The following is an 18138-nucleotide window of genomic DNA, read 5'->3' as shown; positions in this document are numbered from 1 at the left end:
GAATGTTTCAGGAGCGCAAGGAATGGCTGCTGGTGTGGGCCGGTGACGAGAACGTCGCCGACACCGCGGTGCCGAAGGTCCGCGACCTGCCCGGTTCGCTGCCCGGCGACATCGGCGACGTCGCGGATTCCCTGCCGGGGCCGGACTTCCTCGCGGTCATCGACGCCACTCCTGGATCCCCCCGGGTACGGCTCGTTCTCCACCACCGTCGGACCGCTGGTGGAGAACGAGCCGCACCACATGCAGTACGTGTGGCACAAGGGCGACACGATCTACGCCAGTGCGCTCTTCGGCGCGGCGACCTACGACTTCGACGCCGCCGCGCTGCCGAACGTGAAGCTCAAGGGCATCAGCCTGCCATCGCAGACCCTCGGTGGCTCCGTTCCCGACGCGTACTGGGTGCTCAAGGACGGCACGGCGTACGCGACGTACATGGGCGGGCCGGTCGCGTCCGGTCCGTACCGCTACGACGACGGTTCGGTGCACATCGGCAACGGTTTCGCCGGAAGCCCCGGTGAAGTGGTGCGGTTCGACGAGAACGCCAAGGTGCTCTCGCAGTCCCCAGCCCCGACACCGGGCGGCGACAACGAGAAGCTCTGCGACAACGTGCCGCGGCTCGGCCAGGCGACCTGCGCCAACCGCACGGGATCAAAGCACGAGAGGACCTGAACACGCTGGTCACCGCGGACTACGTGGAGCCGCGCAACATCATCCTGGACACGGTGAAGGCGCCGTCGCCGTACCTGCGGTGCCCCACCGCGTGGACCTGGGACATCTCCGACCGCAACCATCCGAAGCTCAAGGCGGTGTCCTACCTGCCCAACGGCCCGCGCGGTGACGAAGCCGATCCGCTGCACCAGGAGAGCCACGCGGTGATGGAAACGACCGTCACCAACCTGCCCGGTCACAAGGGCGCTTTCGCGCAGACCGCGCAGGCCGGTGCGGTGTTCTACACGCCGGACATCACCGCTGCTGAACCGCAGTGGCGGCAGGTGTCCGACGACGGCACCGCGAACCAGGCTTCGACCAGGCCAACGACCGCAACGGTGGCAGCTCCAACGGCGGCTGGATCCAGACCAGCCCGGACGACGGCTTCCTGTATCGCGCGATCGTGGGTCGCCAGCCCGGCACGTTCGGTCCGGACGACCCCGGCACCACGGGTGGCGTCTACACGCTGGACATCTCGAAGCTGGTCGACGCGGGCACCGACTTCCAGTGCTCGATCGACACCAAGCAGGAAGCCGAGCACGGCGGTGCCGAGTCCAACTGCCCGACCTTGTCGGGTGCGACGCCGATCAACTCCGGCCAGCCGGGTGCGGGGCCGCACTGGGGTGCCTACGACGACTTCGTGCAGGGCGAGGACGGTATCTACCGCGAAACCGACCAGCCGGAGCGGCTCGCGGTGTCGAACTACTTCGTTGAGCGGTCTGGTTTGGACGGTGACCACAGGTCAACATCGTGCACCTCGGGAAGGACAGGAAGGTCGAGGTCGACGACACCTTCCGCGACGAGGTCACCGGGGACGTGGGCGTGAACTTCAACCGGAAGTCCTGGCCGCACGGCGAGTTGGGCAACGCCAAACCGCACTCGGAACTGTTCGTGGTTCGCCGACGGGGACCTCAAGGGCTGATCGCGAACACGAGAAAGGTTGGAGCACACGCATTCCCACGTCGCCGCAGCGTCCGATGTGGATTTTTTGAGCCTGGTGCTGCGGGTGGTGCTGCTGACCAGCACCGCGCTGGTGGCCGGTATCGGCCTGCTGCGGTCGTCGGTGGCGGCATCGTCGCGGCTGGCTTGGGCTGCGGCTCTGGTTGCTGCTGTGGCCAGTGCGAGCTCCGCCACCGTGCTGGACATCAACATCGGTTTCGCCGTCGTGCACGCGGTTCTCGCACTCGCGGTACCGATCTCGCTGCGCTGGCGAGCGGCTGCGACCTACCTGGGGTTCGCGCTGGCCTTGCTGCTCATCGCCGAGGCCGCGGCTGCGTTCGCTGAGGCGCCTCGTCAGGATGGCGTGGCCATCGTTGATGAGCCGGACACCAGCGAGCTGAACAACAAGTGGACCTTCGCGCCGTTGGGCGTGCCGATCTTCGAGCTGATCGATTCCGTCAGCGGGGTGCCGAAGAGGTTGGGGCTGATCTGACCCTGATCGCTGGGCCGGTTGTTTGTCCTGGTAGGGGCCCGTGAGTCTCTTGTGGCGTAAAGGACTCACGGTCTTGTTCCGGGCTGGTCAGATCCAGGTGGCGATCATTGCTGGGGCGATTGCCAGGGCGCCGAAGCGGACGAAGCGTCCGACGAAGCCGGTGATCAGGAACGTGCTCAGCGGAACCTTGGCCCATCCTGCGATCACCACCGCCGCCGCGTACGGCGGGACGCTCACCGCGGCGCTGACCAGCAGAACTACTGCGGTCCACACTGGACGTTGTTGGCAGTTGGTGCGGAACTTCTCCAGCCATTGGCGCCACCGCCCGGGCTGCTTTTCGCTGCCGTCCTTGCTGCGGAGGAAGCCTGGCAGCTTGATTGCGCCGCGCGCGGCGTAGAAGTGCAGCAGCTTGCCGCCGATCTGGCCGATTGCGATCACCGTGGCCAGCAGCCACCAAGGGACGTCCGTGCCGTTGAGCACCACGCCGATCGCGAACACCTCGACGCTGATCACCGGGATCAGCGCGGAGGCCACCGACACCCCGAAGGTGGTGGCTAACAAGCCGATGGTGGCCAGCACATTCGCTCCCAGCGCGTTCAGACCAGCTGACGGAAGGTCTGCGATCCGAGCACGCTGAAGAACGTGGTCACGGAGTCTTGAGCTGCGGTTCCAGTGGGCCGGACAGGCGGAGCTCCCGCAGCGGGCGTCCACCGGCGTCCAGCGTACGTACCGTACCGTCCGGCGCCCACCCCACATTGCGGAAGAAGGACATCGAAGCGGTGTCGGCTTCCGGAACCCAGACGATGCCGCGAGTGGCGCCAGTCACGGCCAACCGCTGCGCCATCTCACCCAGCAGCCGACCGCCGTGGCCACGACGTCCCCAGCGCGGTTCCACCAGCAGTGCGCTGACCAGCACCACAGTGCTCGCGTCGGGCGGCACGGTGCCGTTAGCCGCGGCGACCTCCGGTTCCGGTGCAGGTCCGGCGGCGCAGAACCCGACGATCCAGGAACCTTCGGTGGCCACCAGCACGGTGACCGGTCCTTCGGTCAACGCCTGCTGCCACTCCTGCTCGGCGGCAGCTGGGTCCAGGCCGTCCAGCACTTCGGCGGGCAACAGCTCGGTGTACGCGGTCTGCCAGGTCGTCAACTGGATGCGTGCGATCTCCGCAGCATCGGACGCCACCGCTTCCCGCACCTCGGCATCAGCCATGCGATCAATCTAGAGGTTCCTGCGAGTCTTCTTCATCCTGGTCGGTAACCGCAGCCGCGACGCTTAATGGGCTGTGGTGCGGAAGGCGTCGCATGCGCCGTCAGGCGCATAGCCCACCCTCGGCGCTTGCGCCGCCGCGGGTTCTCAGACGTCGCCTGGCGAGGACGGCCCAGCCGTCGTGTTGGCCATACATGAGGCTGGGCACCCGCAGTCCAGGCGGGCGCTGAGGTTCCGCTACCTGCACCGCTAATCAAAACGAGCCTGGAAAAACTCAAGTGTCAGGACCTGCTGGCACTATCGGCTGGGTGCAGACCATGAGCCGCGACACCGCTCGCAGAGTTGCTTTGGCCTCCCAGGGGTTCGCCGATCCGCCGCCGCGTGGTGAGGTGACCCGGCGACACCTCCAGCGCGCGCTGTCCCGGACGAAGCTGCTGCAGCTCGATTCGGTCAACGTGGCTGTCCGCGCTCACTACATGCCGCTGTTCAGCCGACTGGGCGCTTACGATCCCGGGCTCGTCGACACCGCGGCTTGGACACATCGAGCGCGGCAACCCCGGCTGTTCGTCGAGTACTGGGCGCACGAAGCGTCGCTCATCCCGATCGAGGACTGGCCGTTGTTGCGCTGGCGCATGCGCGAGTACGGCGGCGCTTGGCGGCGGCGCAGCCGGGAACTCCTCGAACGCTCTCCTGAGCTGGTCAACGACGTCCTGGCTGCGGTCAAGGACCTCGGTCCGATCGGTGCGGGTGCGCTGGAGCGCGAGCTCGGCGGAGGTGAGCGCCAAGGTCGTGGTCCCTGGTGGAACCGCACCGACACCAAGCGGGTGTGCGAGCTGCTGTTCGCGATGGGGGAGCTGACCACCGGCACCCGACGCGGCTTCGAACGCCTCTACGACCTGCCCGAACGTGTCCTTCCCGCGGACGTGCTCGGTCATGAACCCGAGGACGACGAAGCGATCCGGGCGCTGGTCGAGCGGTCCGCGCACGCGCTCGGCGTGGCGACCGAGACCGATCTGCGGGACTACTACCGGCTTTCCCCGGACCAGTCCAAGCAGGCGGTGGCCGAGCTGGTCGAGGACGGCGTGCTGGAGCCCGTCTCGGTGCACGGTTGGCGGCAGCCCGCGTACCGGTATTCGGCGGCGCGCATTCCGCGCAAGGTCGTCGGCCGGGCGCTGCTGTGCCCGTTCGACCCGCTGATCTGGGAGCGTTCCCGGGCCCAGCGGCTGTTCGACTTCCACTACCGCATCGAGATCTACGTCCCGGAACCCAAGCGGCAGTACGGCTACTACGTCTTCCCCTTCCTGCTCAACGGTGAACTGGTGGCCCGAGTCGACCTGAAGGCCGACCGAGCCGCAAACGTGCTGCGGGTGCCGGGAGCGTTCGGCGAACCGGACTGCAACCTGGCCGAGGTCGTCCCGGAACTCGCCGCCGCACTCCGCGACATGGCGTCCTGGCTCGGCCTCGACGACGTTGCCATCGGCGCCCGAGGGGACCTGGCCAAGCCCCTCCGGGCGGTTGCCCGGTAGCCCGCCACTCGCCAATGAGATCACCCACGCCGACTCGCAGAGGTGCGTCGTCAACCTTCGCAGCCTCCCCGGTGAATCACCCACGTCCATTAGTGCACAGTGGACTCGCGTTGAGGAGTTGCGCTAGAGCTTGAGCGCTGCGGGTCGTGTCGGTGGGCCTGGTCCACCGACACCGCGGGTGATCGCCAGGGTTTTGTCGCCGCAGTCGAGCGTCCGATTCCGTCAGGTTGCGGTTGTCAGCACGGCATCACCCGTTCCTGTTCGGCCGAAGATTCGGAGCTTCGGTTCTTCTTCCGGAGGTTGTTCGGACACCGCCAGGTCGCTGCTCGCGCTGCCGGTGGAGGAGGTGAGGTCCACTTCTGCGGCGGTGCCGCGGTGGATTGACACCTGCAGTTCGCCGGAGCCGGTGATCAGTTCGACCTGGCCTTCGGTCGCGTCCGCGACCGTCAGGTCGCCGCTGCCGGAGCGGACCAGCACGTCGGCGGAAACCGCGCCGAGCCAGACGTTTCCGCTGCCCGTGGCGACCGACGACGGTGCCTCGAGCGAACTGATCTCGATGTCACCGCTGCCGCTGCGCGCGTGCACGCCACCGGTCATCGTGCCGAGCCGGAGCTGGCCCGAGCCCGACCGAATGGTGGCTCGGTCGGAGGCCTGCTCGATCGACACGGTGCCGGAGCCGGCTTGGACGCCGATCCGACCCGCTGGGCCGGACACGCGGACCTCGCCGGAGCTGGTGTGCACCGCGACCTCCGAGTCCAGCGGGGCACGCACCTTCACTGACAGCGGCACGTTCCGCAGCGGCGAGGTGGTCGGGGTTCGGATCGCCAGTCGGTTGCCGGTCAGGTCGACCCGGGTCCGGCGCACGGCTTCGGCGATCGGCTCCTGCGGCCCGCGGAAATCACCGCCGGGACGGATCCCGGTGTCGAATTGCTCACTGACCCAGTTCAGCAGGCCGGTCAGCCCGCTCCGCCAGTCCGGTCCGGACGCCGCCGGGTCGTGCCGGACCTCGACGTAGGTCGCCGCGGTGTCGGCCAGTTCGACGGTGACGGGGCCGAGGTTGTTGCCGATGTCGATGCGGATCGGTCCGGAGGTGTCGAAGTCCTGGCTGCGCACCAGTTCCGCGAGCCGCTCTTCGGCTGCTGACCAGCCCTCGTCACCGGCCGGTCCGACGTCCTCGGGACCGCGCGGTTCCTCCGGGCCGGTGCCGGAGCTGTCGTGGTTCGTCATCGCGTGCACCGCCTCTCAGCCTTCGACCCAGCCGCGGATGCGCGAGCCCGGTTCGCCGCGCCAGCGTCCGCGCGGGCCACCGCCGGGCGGCCCCCACTGGCGCCCGCCGCGCCCGTGCCGCGGGTGGTCCCACGGGCCGCGCGGGCGTCCGGTGTGCAGCGCACCCTGGACCGCCTGGGCGACCCAGGTGTTCAGGGACACGCCCTGGCTCGACGCGGCCTGCTCGGCCTGCGACTTGATCTCCTCGAGCAACCGGAGCGTGATGCGGCTGATGTCACCGCTGTCGCCGCTCGGTGGTGGGGGTGGCGGTTCCTCCTCTTCGTCGTCCACGGCCGGTGGTGGGGCGGAGCCGCTGACCACCACCCGGACATCACGTCCGTCCAGGCGGATGTCGACGACCGGGCCGTCGAGCTGGGTCGTCACCTCCGCTGCCAGGTCGGACAGGGCGTTCATGATGGCCAGCCGTGCAGCTGGCTCGATCGCGCCGGACAGCACCGCCGCGGTCTGCCGGGTCTGGTCGTCGCCGGCGGATGCGGCGGACGTCAGGTCTTCGCGAAGCTGGTCGATGTAAGGGTTGAGATCCATGACGCCATGATGGCACCAGATGTGACGTCACGCAATGACTCGATGGTGTCATCCGGTGTCACGGGATCTCGTCGGGCTCGCCGGATAGGCTCGGAGGGCACGTCGGGGCGTCGTCGTGCGGCGGTCGTCAACCGCTGGACGGAGCAAGGAAGGGGTCCGCTCGTCGTGACCGAGATCGTTCGGCCGAAGGTGCAGCTGATCGGCAAGACCGAGTTCTTCCCACCGGAGGACGTGGACTGGTCGACCGACGCCGACGGCGGGCAGGCGTTGTCCGAATTCGCCGGTCGGGCGTGCTACCAGTCCTGGCACAAGCCGAACCCGGCCACGGCCACCAACGCCGGCTACCTGAAGCACATCCTGGACGTCGGCCACCTGTCGGTGCTGGAGCACGGCACGGTGTCGTTCTACCTGTCCGGGATCTCGCGCTCGCTGACCCACGAGCTGATCCGCCACCGCCACTTCTCCTACTCGCAGCTGTCGCAGCGCTACGTGCCGGAGAACGACACTGCGGTCGTGGAGCCCGACGTCATCGCGAACGACCCGGAGCTGCACGAGAAGTTCGTCAAGGCGACCGAGGCGAGCGCGGCGGCTTACGACGAGTTGCTGTCCGCGCTGGAGGAGCGGTTCGCCGACGAGCCGAAGGCGACGCTGCGCCGCAAGCAGGCTCGGCAGGCCGCCCGCTCGGTGCTGCCGAACGCCACCGAGACCCGCGTCGTGGTCACCGGCAACTACCGCGCCTGGCGGCACTTCATCGGGATGCGCGGCTCCGAGCACGCCGACGTCGAGATTCGGGCCCTGGCGGTGGAATGCCTGCGCCAGCTGCAGAAAGCGGCGCCGAACGTCTTCAGCGACTTCGAGATCACCGGACTGAAGGACGGCACGGAGGTCGCATCCAGCCCGCTCGTCACCGAGGGCTGACCCCCTCGGCGCGAGTTTTTGCCGGTCTCGGCTCGGGGTGGAACCTGTTGCGGTTCTACGCAGTCCAACTGAACGTCTCGATCATCTGATTGGATGAGCGACGGGTTCGGATGGGTTGCGCTGCGTAGTCGCGCGTGCGTACGGGTGGAGGACATCGCAGTGGTGGAGCAGGTCGGGTCGGGCGCGCAGACCAGGCTGATCGGCGGTCGGTACCAGGTGATCCAGGAGCTCGGCCGCGGTGGCATGGGCATCGTCTGGCGGGCTTGGGACCAGGTGATCGGTCGCGAGGTCGCGATCAAGGAGCTGCACCTGCCCGACGGCGTGCCGCCGGCCGAACGCCAGGTCTACGAGGAGCGGGTGCTCCGCGAGGCGCGCACGGCGGGGCGGCTCAACGACCCCGCGGTCGTCACGGTGCACGACGTGCTCGCCGAGTCCGGCACCACCTACATCGTGATGGAGCTGGTGCAGGCGGTCACGCTCAACCAGCACGTCGCCCAGCATGGCCCGTTGCGCCCGGATCAGGCCGCTGACGTGGCCCGTCAGGTGCTTTCCGCGCTGGAGAGCGCACACGCGGCGGGCATCGTGCACCGCGACGTCAAGCCGAGCAACATCATGTTCGCCGACGGCCGGGTCAAGCTGGCCGACTTCGGCATCGCCCAGACCCTCGACGATCCGCGGCTGACCACCAGCGGCGCGATCGTCGGCTCGCCGTCGTTCATGGCGCCGGAGCGGTTGCAGGGCGCGGACGCGAGTCCGGCCAGCGACCTGTGGTCGTTGGGCGCGACGTTGTTCTTCGCGGTGGAGGGTTGGATGCCCTTCGAGCGCCAGACCACCGCGGCCACCTTGAACGCGGTGCTGAACGAGCACCCGCAGCTCTCCCGACCGCATGGCGTCGTCGGCTCGGTGATCGCCGGTCTGCTGATCAACGACCCGCGTGCGCGGTTCACCGGCCCCCAGGTCCGCGCGCTGCTGGACAGCGTTCCCGTCAACGGCGCGTCCGAGCAGACGAGGCCGGCCACTCGCATGGCGTCGCCGCAGCAGCCGGAGAAGCGGCTGAAGCCGTGGCTGATCGGTGGTGCCATCACTGCGCTGGTGCTGTTCCTCGCCGGCCTGCTGGTCGGCCGGTTCGCGCTGGTCGGCAACAGCGATCCGGTCGCGATGGAACCGACGCTGACCTTCGGCGCTGGCGGCGATATCGAGGTCCTCAGCATGGACAGCAAAAAGTGCGGGACCGGCCAGCTCGCGGCCGGGGCCCGGCTCACCGAGGGCGTGTCGTGCACGGATCCGCACGACTTCGAGCTGTACGCGGATTCCACCGTGTTCGGCTCCGGTGACTACGACCTGCCCTACCCGGGAGAGGACGAGCTGGCCCGCTACGGAGAGAGCTACTGCTCGATCTACTTCAGCTCGAACAAGGTCCTCACCCCGGGCAAGCAGACGGCGCTGCGCTTCGTCGCGCTGATCCCGTCCGAGCAGAGCTGGAAGGACCGGGCGCTCACCGCCGGCAGCGGCGAGAGCCGGGGTGACCAGGACGTCCACTGCGCCGCCTACAGCGCCAACGGTGACAAGCTGCAGACCTCCATCACCGGCTGAGCGCCGGTTCGACACGACATGCCGGTGAAACCCGGAAGCGGATCAACGACACGCACTAAGGTGGGCTCATGGGTGTCGCCAGCGATGAACGCCAGCAGTTGTGCGATCTGTTCGAGCAGTTCGGTCCGGAAGCGCCGACGCTCTGCGAGGGGTGGGCGACTCGGGACCTCGCCGTGCACCTGGTGGTGCGCGAGCGTCGCCCCGACGCGCTGGCCGGGAAGTTCCTGAAGTCGCTGTCCGAGCGCAGCGAGCGGATCGAGGACGAGCTGCGCGCCATGCCGTGGCCGGAGCTGATCGACCAGGTGCGGCAGGGGCCGCCGAAGTGGAACCCGATGGGCCTGGCAGGCGTGGACGAGGCGGTCAACGCCGCCGAGTTCTACGTGCACCACGAGGACGTCCGCCGCGCTCAGCCGGACTGGCAGCCCAGGCCGTCGGAGTCGGAGCGCGAAGAGGCGCTGTGGAAGTCCCTGGGTCGGATGGCGCGCATGTTCTACGGGCGCAGCCCGGTGGGCGTGGTGCTGCGTCGGCCGGACGGCACCGAGATCGCGGCCAAGCGCGGCCCGCGCACGGTCCGGATCCTCGGTGAGCCGAGCGAGCTGGTCCTGCACGCGTTCAGCCGACGTGCTGCGAAGGTCACGTTCGACGGCAACGAGGCCGATGTGCTCGCGGTCCAGGACCTGCGCCGTTCCCTCTGACCCCGGAGACGGAAACTCCGTCGTAACAGGCCTGCTGAGCCGGAAGATGCACGGCTGAGAAAGGGCTCAGGTGAGGGGTTTTCGGAATGTGCCGGGATCCCGATCCAGGCGCTCTGAGCAGGGAAGTCACCAGGTAGCGTCGGAGGCATGACCGCCTGCCCCACTGCGATTCCGGGCCGCCCGTTCGGCCGCGTCCTGACCGCTATGGTCACGCCGTTCGACGAGGACGGGAAGCTCGATCTCAAACTCGCCCAGGAGCTGGCCACGTACTTGGTGGACAGCGTCGGAAACGACGGGTTGGTCGTCAACGGCACCACCGGCGAGAGCCCCACGACCAGCGACCACGAGAAGGAGCAGCTGCTGCGCGCCGTGGTCGAGGCGGTGGGGGATCGCGCGACCGTGGTGGCCGGTGCGGGCACCAACAACACCGAGCACTCCGTCGAGCTCGCCCGCTCCGCGGAGAAGGCCGGGGCGCACGGTCTGCTCGTGGTCACGCCGTACTACTCGCGGCCGCCGCAGGAGGGCCTGTTCCAACACTTCTGGACGGTCGCCGACGCCACCGAGCTGCCGGTGATGCTCTACGACATCCCGCCGCGCTCCGTCGTGCCGATCCAGGTCGACACCCTCAAGCGGCTGGCCGAGCACCCGCAGATCAAGGCGGTCAAGGACTCCAAGCACGACCTGCTGGCCGGCAGCGAGGTCATGGCGGCCACCGACCTCGCCTACTACTCGGGCGAGGACCCGCTGAACCTGCCGTGGCTGTCGGTTGGCGCGGTCGGTTTCGTCAGCGTGATCGGGCACGTCGTGGGCGACCGGCTGCGCAGCATGCTCGACGCCTACGAGGCCGGTGACGTCACGGGCGCTCGTGAGATCCACAACGGTCTGCTGCCCGTGTACCGGTCGATGAACTTCGTCGGCGGGGTCATCTTCTCCAAGACGGCATTGCGGTTGTGCGGGTACGAAACGGGTCAGCCGCGGCTGCCGCTGCCGGCCGCGACCGAGGAACAGGTGCGGTTGATCACCAGCGACCTGTGGGATGCTGGCCTGGTATTGGTCAATCCGGACGCCGCACAGAGGTGAACCAGCGTTGAGCGCAAAGGCGACAGCCATCGAGTACCACCCGGTGACGCCGATTTCTTCGGCCCCACCGCCCCAGTTGGCCGAGGGTGGGCTGCGAGTCGTTGCGCTCGGCGGCATCGGCGAGGTCGGTCGGAACATGACCGTCTTCGAGTACAACGGTCGGCTGCTGATCGTCGACTGCGGTGTGCTGTTCCCCGAGGATGACGCGCCCGGTGTGGACCTGATCCTGCCGGACTTCGCAGCGATCGAGAACCGGCTCGACGACATCGACGCGCTGGTGCTCACGCACGGCCACGAGGACCACATCGGTGCGGTGCCGTTCCTGCTGCGCCTGCGCCCGGACCTGCCGGTGGTGGGCGCGAAGTTCACCCTCGCCCTGCTGGCGGCCAAGTGCCGCGAGCACCGGCTGAACCCGGTGCTGGTGGAGGTCGCCGAGGGCGAGCGCAGCAAGCATGGCGCGTTCGACCTGGAGTTCTTCGCGGTCAACCACTCCATCCCGGACGCGCTGGCGGTGGCCATCCGCACGCCGGCCGGGGTCGTGCTGCACACCGGTGACATCAAGCTGGACCAGCTGCCGCTGGACGGCCGGCTGACCGACCTGGCCGGGTTCTCCCGGCTCGGCGACGAGGGCGTGGACCTGTTCCTGGTCGACTCCACCAACGCGGAGGTGCCGGGGTTCGTCACGCCGGAGCGCGAGATCGGCCCGGTGCTGGACAACGTGATCGGCAAGGCGACGCAGCGGGTCATCGTGGCCTGCTTCGCCAGCCACGTGCACCGCGTGCAGCAGGTGCTCGACGTCGCCGTGACGCACGGCCGCAAGGTCTGCTTCGTCGGCCGTTCGATGGTGCGCAACATGGGCATCGCGACGGACCTGGGCATGCTGAACGTGCCGGAGGGGCTGCTCGTCGACCTCGACGAGGCGTTGTCGATGCCCGAGCACGAGGTCGCGTTCGTCTCGACCGGTTCGCAGGGCGAGCCGCTGTCCGCGCTGTCCCGGATGGCGCGCGGCGAGCACAAGCAGATCCGCATCCGCGCCGGTGACACCGTGGTGCTGGCCAGCTCGCTGATCCCCGGCAACGAGACCGCAGTGTTCGGCGTGGTCAACGGCCTGGTGCGGCTGGGCGCGCAGGTGGTGCACCAGGGGCACGCGAAGGTGCACGTGTCCGGGCACGCCTCGGCCGGTGAGCTGCTTTACCTCTACAACGCGGTGCGTCCGAGCAACGTGATGCCGGTGCACGGCGAGTGGCGGCACCTGCGGGCGAACGCCGAGCTCGCGCGGCTGACCGGCGTGCCCGCGGACCGCGTGGTGATCGCCGAGGACGGTGTGGTGGTCGACCTGCTCGACGGGATCGCCAGCATCGCCGGACGCGTCGAGGTCGGTCACGTCTACGTCGACGGGTTGTCCGTCGGCGACGTGGGGGAGTCGACGCTGTCCGATCGCCTGGTGCTGGGCGAGGGCGGGTTCATCGCGATCACGGTCGCGGTGGAGGCCGCGACGGGCCGCGCGGTGTCGTCGCCGACGATCTCCGGGCGCGGCTTCTCCGACGACCCGAAGGCGCTGGACGACGTGGTGCCGCTGGTCGAGATGGAGCTGGCCCGTACCGAGGCGGAGGGCATCGCCGACACCCACCGGATCGCGCAGGCGGTGCGTCGGGTGGTCGGCCGTTGGGTCGCCGAGACCTACCGCCGCCGCCCGATGATCGTGCCGAACGTGCTGCCGGTCGGGTCCTGATCCGTCCCCCGCACGACTGGTTAGTTCGGTCGCTTCATCCCATTTTTCCGACTACTCCGCGCTGTTAGGTCCGCCACCGGGTGGTCTGTGGTCCTCGTTGGAAGGACACGGCAGGCCCCGGTGGAGATCCGCTGGGACTGTGGTGACGCCGGTTCGGAGGTGCCCACCCCGACGTGGGGCCGAGGGCGGACCGGCGGAATCGCCAAATCGGAGGATTGGGGTCTTTCAGGTGCGTACTTCCACTCGACTTTTCGGTGCTGCGGCTGCAACGGCTGCCCTGCTGGCGATTGGTTCCCCGGCTTTCGCCGACAGCTACGGCAACGACGGGATCAACCTGCTGAACGACAACAACGTCAGCGTGCTGCCGATCCAGGCGTGCGGCAACAACGTGGGCGTCCTGGCGCTGGTGGTGCCGATCGCCTCGCCGCAGGTCAACTACTGCGTCAACGCACCGATCTGGGACCACTGACCCAGAACCTCGCGCACTAGAAGGGCCGAGCTCCCGCGGGAGCTCGGCCCTTCTGCGTGTCAGCGACCGGTCTTGACCTGGGCCACGAAGTCGGCCCAGGCGGTGCTGCTGAAGGCCAGCGTGCCACCGTCGCGGTCCTTGGTGTCGCGCACGCCCACGACGCCCGACACCATTGCCACCTCGACGCATTCGTTCTGGGTAGGGCTGTAGCTGCTCTTGAACCATGTCGCATTAGCTAGAGCGCGGTGTTCGACCATGGGGACCTCGCGTTCACTCCGAGTACTGCTTCCCCACTGATCGTATGAGACTGATCGACGCTTTCGGGTCGAGCGCAGCAGCCTGAAGTCGGTCCCACAGAGTTGTGTACGCGGAGATCGCGTCCTTGTCGTCGAGATAGCGGGCATCGTCGAAGCACTCGAGGTACACGAACTCCAGATCAGCGGCGATGCCGTGCGATGGGATCTGCAGCAGCGTGAAGTCGAAGGAGATCCCGCCTACGGTGGTTGCTGCGTCGAACGGCATGACCTGGATCGAGACGTTGGGTTGCAGTGCCACTTCGGCGAGGTGGTCCAGTTGCTCCCGCATGATCTTGCCGTCGCCGATCTTCCGGATCAGACATGATTCAGACAGGACGAACGACAGTGTTGGCGGCTTCGAGCGGGTCATGAGCTGCTGCCGTTCCTGCCGCGAGTCAACGAGTGCATCCACTCCCTCGTCGTTCCGGCGGACTGATGACGTGTGCAGGGCGCGCATGTAGCCTTCGGTCTGCAGGATGCCGGGCATGATTTCGCCTTGTACCTGCCGGATGTTGTCCGCGTCGGTCTCGAGGTCGACGTACATCCGGAACCACTCGGGGAACACCGCGCGGTAGCCGCTCCACCGGCCTCGGGTGCTGCGAGTTCGCGCCAGCTCGAACATCCACTGCATGTCGTCGGGGTCGAAGCCGTAGAACTCCAGCAGCAGCTTCAGATCACCCTTGCTGATGCCGCCTTGACCCAGCTCGAGCCGGCTGATCTTGCTGTCCGCGCAGTCGAGTTCCTTCGCCGCTTCGGCTTGCTCACGGCCCGCTTTCAGGCGTGCGTGCCGGAGTTCGTTGCCCAGCTGGAGTCGCCGCACTGTCGGGGTTGCCATCCATCGCCTCCAGTCGGGATCCGTCGCGAGAAGTATTCATCAACCGCATCCACATTGGAATGACTCTATTGGGCGACTTCCTGATCTGCATTTGCGGATTTAGTCTTGCGATAAGCAAGTTTGAAATTGGGAGTCAAAACATGAATTTGCTTGAACAACTGGACGGGGTCGTGTTGTTGCTGCTCATGGCTTTGGTGGCGGTATTGCCGTGGGTGGTGGTCGTGCGGGAGCTGCCAGCTGTGCGGATGTGGCTCGCTCGGTGTCGGAATAGGCGCTCGATGCGGGAGATACAGCGGCAGACCGCGATTTCCGGAGGTCGGCGGTGAGCGAGCCGGGGGAGGTGCAGCGCCATTTCTGGCTGCCGACGCCGGATCCGGATGCGGGCGCGTTCGTCCGGCACGCCTTCCGCGGACGGCGCTGGGAGGGGCAGGCCAGCGAGGCGACCGTGTGCGGCAAGCAGGTCGCGATGGCCAAGCCGAGTGAGGTGGACTGGTGCAGCGCGCCAACCTGCTTGGACTGCAATGGGATTCTCGTCAACGAGCAGCGCGGTAGCCCGCCCGAGCGCTGCTGAAGACCCGGTTCGATGCTGACGCCCCCCGACCCGGCATCGAACCGGGCGGCCGGTCGGCGCTACGCCGCCCCTCCCCGGTGCGCTGACCGGCCGCATCCAAAAGGCCCGTGGGTCCTTCGTGACGTCGAAGGATCCACGGGCCTGGGGAGGAATCAGATTCTCGCGGCGGGTTTGGTCAGGACCTTGATCATCTCATCGATGGTGGAGATCAGCTTCCGGCTGTCGGCGGGGGCGAGGGTGTACCACTCGCGTCCGTCGCGGCCGGGCTTGCGCTGTGCCAGGTAGCAACCCGTTTCGATGGCGAAGAACTGGAGGTTGAAAGGCAGCGTGTGCATCCGGCGGACCTTCTGGTCGTACGCGCGGACGGTGAACAGACCGTCCAGGGTTCGCTTCGCGGTGAACGCCTGCGCGAGGGTTTTGGCGTCGTTGCCGCGAATCCCGTTGGCGGACAACGCCGAACCGAAGCTCCCCTCTCCGCCGCTCATGCGCTTACCGGCCCGGTCTAGCTGCTCGTACGGCACCGAAACCGAAACGCCTTCCCCACTGGCGATCCGGCCGAGCAGGTTCACCGCGTTGCCGGCCGGGCCACCGTGTTCGTGGCGCTTGATGCGGATGTCCCGCAGAGCGTTCTGCGCGTCGCCGTCGGCCTGGTACGCCTGGATCGTGCTGCGGCCGTGCTCCACCAGCACGGCGTTGAAGCTCTCACCGTCCCGGGAGTTGACGGCGACCCCGACCGCCAACGGCGGCCGGGCCAGCAGCTGGATGGCGTCCTCCAGGAACGGGTGCAGATCACCGCCGTCGAGCAGGCCCTGCTGAGCCAGCTGCTGCCGCCCGCGTTCGGCTGCCGCGCGACGATCGTCGTCGGTGGCCTCCACCGGAAACCAGCCGACCCGCAGCAGCGGGTGCAGCTGCAGGTCGAACTTGGTGCAGAGGTAGCTCGCGGCGGTGGGAGACAGGCTGAGTTCGCGTCCTGCCACGATCATCGTCCCTCGTTGGACCAGTCACCGAAGACGGGCGGAGCGGTCTTTTCCATGTCGTTGGTGAAGATGTCGTCCTGCTCCTGCAGCCAGCTGGGACGCTCGTGTTCCTGGTCTTCCTCGCCCTGCGGCTTGCCGCGGCCGGCGCCCCCGGCGCCGCCCATGCCGCCAGCAGCACCGCGCCCGCCGGCACTTGCAGCGGTGGAACCGCTAGCGCCCGGACCGGTCCCCGAGCCCATGCCGCCGCCGACGCCCGCACGCCCACCGGCACCGAGCTGCCCACCGGCACCGGCACCACGACCCATGCCGCCAGCGCCACCCATGCCACCGCGACCTGCGCCGCCCATGCCGCCGCGAGAACCAGCCCCGCCCGGGCCGCCGTTCGGCGACGGAGCCCAACGACCGTTGTAGGGGTTCTGCCGCTCCCAAGCACCGGTCTGCGGATTCTGCCGGTAGAGCGTCCCGTCCGGCCCGCGAACCAGCCCAGGCGGAAGCCCCTGCCCCGGAGTCGGATTCGTCCACACCGGAGAGGTCCCGGCCGGAGTCGGCGGCGAGTAGGACGGAACGTGACTCGGAGCCGAAGCCCACGAAGAAGAAGTCCCGGCAGGAGTGGAAGAAACCCCACCCCCGCTGTACCCGGAAGGAGTGCTCGACGAGTAACCGCTGGGGGTCTGCACGTTCGACCCGACCGGCTGCTGCGGCGGAGGCGGCGGCTGGTCAGCAGGCTTGAACTCCGGCATCCGAGCGATATTGGCGTCCGTCTGCGAGCTGTACCGCTCCATGGCCTGGTTGGCCTGCTGATTGGTGTCGACGTACGCCTGCTGGCGGTCTTCGTAGTCGCTCATCCACCCGGTGACCGGGTTCGAGTCGAGGCCCCAGTCCTCAACCCAACCCTTCTGCGGCGGATCGAGAATCGCTTCCTTCCCGCTCGGCAGAGTGTCGCCCTGCGCCGGAAGGGTCTGGAAGGCTTCGCGCTGGTAGGTCGCCTGATCCTGCAGCGCAGACTTCACACCGCGCGAAGTGGTGGCAGCTGCTTCAGCGAGCGGCTTGATCTCGGAGATCGAGGCGTTCGCGGAGTCAGCAGCGCGCCCCTCGTGCGCAGCTTCGGCGGCTCGAAGAGCGTCCCCGACATCAACGACCATCTGGTCGAAGGCTTTGGCGGCGTTCTCCCACATCTCCACGCCATTGTCGGTCGGCGCGGGAAGGTTGGCGGCGTCCGGAGAACCGCCCATCTGCTTGCGGTATTCCTTGGCGCTACTCGCGTAGCACATGTCAAGCATGTTCGCTATCTCCCCAGATAATCCTTACTTGGCCGCAGGCAAGGTAGGAACAGAAGCTTCAAGAGCTTTCTGCGTCAGCGAGCAGGGGGCCGAATTCCCCATGGCGAACGCGGCCAGCAGCTGGTTGTCCTTGCTTCCGAGGTACATCCAGCAGTTGCCGGTCTCAGCCGGGTTGGACCTGTTTCCCTGCACCGCCGGGTGGCCTGCGATGGTCAGCTCCTGGTAGTCGACGAAGATCGACTTGTTCTTGCGGTACTCCTCGATCGTGCCCGTCATCGGCCCCAAGGAGACGATGGTTGAACCATCCTCCGACTTCCAGGTGCACGTGGGAGGTTCGTCCGGGTTCAACTTCGGCTTGTCGTCGACCTCGCCAGATGGGTTGAGCCCCAAGGACGTGGCGGCGTCGGCGGGAAGCAGCTTGCAAAGATCAACCGCCGTGGCGTCCCGAGGGTCGCTGATCTTCGAGCCGGTCTGGTCCTGGTTCGCTTGCTGAGAGGGCTGGGTTTCGCTGCCCGAACCGCCGCCCGCACATGCGCCCAACAAAGCCGTCAACGCGATCGCAGTACCAACCAGTGCGCTTCGTTTCAGGGTGCTCATCTTCGCCATCATGCCGTGGTCACGCTTCACGTTGGACACCGCTCACATTGGAACCGGCCGCATCGTCGGTGCGGCGATACTCCTCCAGAGTTGCCTTGTAAGCATCGATCTTCTCGCCGAGCTTGTCGGTCAGCTCCTTCACAGCGATCTGGAGCGACCCCTGTTGTCCCACAGCCCTCTTGTTGATCTCCTCGAAGGCTTTGGTCGTGTACGTGTCCTTGGCGGTGAGCTCGCCAGCGAACGCTCCGTGGCCGGTCACCGAGATGCTCCGGACCAGCGACTGCGCGTCGTCCCGGATACCCTCGAGCTTCTTGATGGCGCCTTCCAGCGCGGCTGGGTCTACGCCGAACCCTGACACGTCTACGTCCCCCTTTTTGTGACACCTGTTGTTGCTGATCCATTCTCTGTGA

19 protein-coding genes and 1 pseudogene are annotated in these 18138 nt (G+C 67.6%); 10 read left to right on the top strand and 10 right to left on the bottom strand.

Annotated features, from left to right (window positions below):
- Window positions 1–11 precede the first annotated feature (11 nt).
- A pseudogene (locus tag ACWCO2_RS10765) lies at window positions 12–1630 on the top strand (hypothetical protein); the annotation flags it as partial.
- Between the two features lie 18 nt (window positions 1631–1648).
- Window positions 1649–2140 carry a DUF6239 family natural product biosynthesis protein gene (locus tag ACWCO2_RS10760; protein WP_450127499.1) on the top strand — a complete coding sequence of 164 codons (492 nt, stop codon included), beginning with the start codon at window positions 1649–1651 and terminating at the stop codon, window positions 2138–2140.
- Between the two features lie 87 nt (window positions 2141–2227).
- Here the strand turns inward: ACWCO2_RS10760 and ACWCO2_RS10755 are convergent, their stop codons facing one another.
- Both ACWCO2_RS10755 and ACWCO2_RS10750 read right to left on the bottom strand, forming a co-directional pair.
- On the bottom strand, window positions 2228–2719 hold the full coding sequence (locus ACWCO2_RS10755; protein ID WP_450127498.1) for a hypothetical protein: 492 nt from the start codon (window positions 2717–2719) through the stop codon (window positions 2228–2230).
- A 67-nt stretch (window positions 2720–2786) separates the two neighbouring features.
- A complete protein-coding gene (locus ACWCO2_RS10750; protein ID WP_450127497.1) occupies window positions 2787–3350 on the bottom strand; it encodes a GNAT family N-acetyltransferase in 564 nt (187 codons plus the stop codon).
- A 305-nt stretch (window positions 3351–3655) separates the two neighbouring features.
- Between ACWCO2_RS10750 and ACWCO2_RS10745 the strand changes: the two genes are divergently transcribed.
- Window positions 3656–4873 carry a winged helix-turn-helix domain-containing protein gene (locus ACWCO2_RS10745; RefSeq protein ID WP_450127496.1) on the top strand — a complete coding sequence of 406 codons (1218 nt, stop codon included), beginning with the start codon at window positions 3656–3658 and terminating at the stop codon, window positions 4871–4873.
- 222 nt (window positions 4874–5095) lie between these two features.
- Here ACWCO2_RS10745 and ACWCO2_RS10740 read toward each other — a convergent pair whose 3' ends face one another.
- Window positions 5096–6100 (bottom strand): DUF4097 family beta strand repeat-containing protein, encoded by a 1005-nt coding sequence (locus ACWCO2_RS10740; RefSeq protein ID WP_450127495.1) that lies wholly within the window; start codon window positions 6098–6100, stop codon window positions 5096–5098.
- A 15-nt stretch (window positions 6101–6115) separates the two neighbouring features.
- Window positions 6116–6685: a toxin-antitoxin system HicB family antitoxin gene (locus tag ACWCO2_RS10735; protein ID WP_450127494.1), complete on the bottom strand. Its 570-nt coding sequence runs from the start codon at window positions 6683–6685 to the stop codon at window positions 6116–6118.
- Between the two features lie 165 nt (window positions 6686–6850).
- On the opposite strand from ACWCO2_RS10735, the gene thyX reads away from it, so the two are divergent.
- The 6 genes from thyX to ACWCO2_RS10705 all read left to right on the top strand — a co-directional run bounded on the left by thyX (window position 6851) and on the right by ACWCO2_RS10705 (window position 13172).
- On the top strand, window positions 6851–7603 hold the full coding sequence (thyX, locus tag ACWCO2_RS10730) for an FAD-dependent thymidylate synthase (protein WP_450127493.1): 753 nt from the start codon (window positions 6851–6853) through the stop codon (window positions 7601–7603).
- 159 nt (window positions 7604–7762) lie between these two features.
- Window positions 7763–9196, top strand: a complete 1434-nt coding sequence (locus ACWCO2_RS10725) for a serine/threonine-protein kinase (RefSeq protein WP_450127542.1) — start codon at window positions 7763–7765, stop codon at window positions 9194–9196.
- A 68-nt stretch (window positions 9197–9264) separates the two neighbouring features.
- Window positions 9265–9891 (top strand): TIGR03085 family metal-binding protein, encoded by a 627-nt coding sequence (locus tag ACWCO2_RS10720; protein WP_450127492.1) that lies wholly within the window; start codon window positions 9265–9267, stop codon window positions 9889–9891.
- Window positions 9892–10038: 147 nt separating this feature from the next.
- Window positions 10039–10971, top strand: a complete 933-nt coding sequence (gene dapA / locus ACWCO2_RS10715; RefSeq protein ID WP_450127491.1) for a 4-hydroxy-tetrahydrodipicolinate synthase — start codon at window positions 10039–10041, stop codon at window positions 10969–10971.
- A gap of 7 nt (window positions 10972–10978) precedes the next feature.
- Window positions 10979–12703 (top strand): ribonuclease J, encoded by a 1725-nt coding sequence (locus ACWCO2_RS10710; RefSeq protein WP_450127490.1) that lies wholly within the window; start codon window positions 10979–10981, stop codon window positions 12701–12703.
- Between the two features lie 229 nt (window positions 12704–12932).
- On the top strand, window positions 12933–13172 hold the full coding sequence (locus ACWCO2_RS10705; RefSeq protein WP_450127489.1) for a hypothetical protein: 240 nt from the start codon (window positions 12933–12935) through the stop codon (window positions 13170–13172).
- Window positions 13173–13231: 59 nt separating this feature from the next.
- On the opposite strand, the gene ACWCO2_RS10700 is transcribed toward ACWCO2_RS10705, so the two are convergent.
- The gene (locus ACWCO2_RS10700) at window positions 13232–13429 is read right to left on the bottom strand and encodes a DUF397 domain-containing protein (protein WP_450127488.1); all 198 of its coding nucleotides are present in this window, start codon (window positions 13427–13429) and stop codon (window positions 13232–13234) included.
- 13 nt (window positions 13430–13442) lie between these two features.
- Entirely contained in the window at window positions 13443–14303 is an 861-nt protein-coding gene (locus ACWCO2_RS10695) for a helix-turn-helix domain-containing protein (RefSeq protein ID WP_450127487.1), read from the bottom strand.
- Window positions 14304–14625: 322 nt separating this feature from the next.
- Here ACWCO2_RS10695 and ACWCO2_RS10690 point away from each other — a divergent pair, with 322 nt between their 5' ends.
- A complete protein-coding gene (locus ACWCO2_RS10690; RefSeq protein ID WP_450127486.1) occupies window positions 14626–14874 on the top strand; it encodes a hypothetical protein in 249 nt (82 codons plus the stop codon).
- Window positions 14875–15026: 152 nt separating this feature from the next.
- Here the strand turns inward: ACWCO2_RS10690 and ACWCO2_RS10685 are convergent, their stop codons facing one another.
- The 4 genes from ACWCO2_RS10685 to ACWCO2_RS10670 are packed head-to-tail and all read right to left on the bottom strand — an operon-like array spanning window position 15027 to window position 18086.
- Window positions 15027–15857, bottom strand: coding sequence for an ESX secretion-associated protein EspG (locus ACWCO2_RS10685; RefSeq protein WP_450127485.1), 831 nt, complete (start codon window positions 15855–15857; stop codon window positions 15027–15029).
- Window positions 15854–17122: a hypothetical protein gene (locus tag ACWCO2_RS10680; protein ID WP_450127484.1), complete on the bottom strand. Its 1269-nt coding sequence runs from the start codon at window positions 17120–17122 to the stop codon at window positions 15854–15856. Before ACWCO2_RS10680 ends, ACWCO2_RS10685 begins: the two co-directional genes overlap by 4 nt.
- A gap of 33 nt (window positions 17123–17155) precedes the next feature.
- The gene (locus ACWCO2_RS10675; RefSeq protein ID WP_450127483.1) at window positions 17156–17767 is read right to left on the bottom strand and encodes a DUF3558 domain-containing protein; all 612 of its coding nucleotides are present in this window, start codon (window positions 17765–17767) and stop codon (window positions 17156–17158) included.
- On the bottom strand, window positions 17748–18086 hold the full coding sequence (locus tag ACWCO2_RS10670) for a hypothetical protein (RefSeq protein ID WP_450127482.1): 339 nt from the start codon (window positions 18084–18086) through the stop codon (window positions 17748–17750). Before ACWCO2_RS10670 ends, ACWCO2_RS10675 begins: the two co-directional genes overlap by 20 nt.
- Window positions 18087–18138 lie beyond the last annotated feature (52 nt).

The organism is Saccharopolyspora sp. NPDC002376 (assembly GCF_053593195.1).
This window is presented reverse-complemented; position numbering and strand designations above follow the sequence as displayed.

Bases quoted from the DNA above. Each gene is read 5' to 3' on its own strand.
- ACWCO2_RS10740 (WP_450127495.1), bottom strand. From the start codon at position 6,100: ATGACGAACCACGACAGCTCCGGCACCGGCCCGGAGGAACCGCGCGGT.
- ACWCO2_RS10700 (WP_450127488.1), bottom strand. From the start codon at position 13,429: ATGGTCGAACACCGCGCTCTAGCTAATGCGACATGGTTCAAGAGCAGC.
- ACWCO2_RS10750 (WP_450127497.1), bottom strand. From the start codon at position 3,350: ATGGCTGATGCCGAGGTGCGGGAAGCGGTGGCGTCCGATGCTGCGGAG.
- ACWCO2_RS10680 (WP_450127484.1), bottom strand. From the start codon at position 17,122: ATGTGCTACGCGAGTAGCGCCAAGGAATACCGCAAGCAGATGGGCGGT.
- ACWCO2_RS10720 (WP_450127492.1), top strand. From the start codon at position 9,265: ATGGGTGTCGCCAGCGATGAACGCCAGCAGTTGTGCGATCTGTTCGAG.
- ACWCO2_RS10695 (WP_450127487.1), bottom strand. From the start codon at position 14,303: ATGGCAACCCCGACAGTGCGGCGACTCCAGCTGGGCAACGAACTCCGG.
- dapA (WP_450127491.1), top strand. From the start codon at position 10,039: ATGACCGCCTGCCCCACTGCGATTCCGGGCCGCCCGTTCGGCCGCGTC.
- ACWCO2_RS10735 (WP_450127494.1), bottom strand. From the start codon at position 6,685: ATGGATCTCAACCCTTACATCGACCAGCTTCGCGAAGACCTGACGTCC.
- ACWCO2_RS10685 (WP_450127485.1), bottom strand. From the start codon at position 15,857: ATGATCGTGGCAGGACGCGAACTCAGCCTGTCTCCCACCGCCGCGAGC.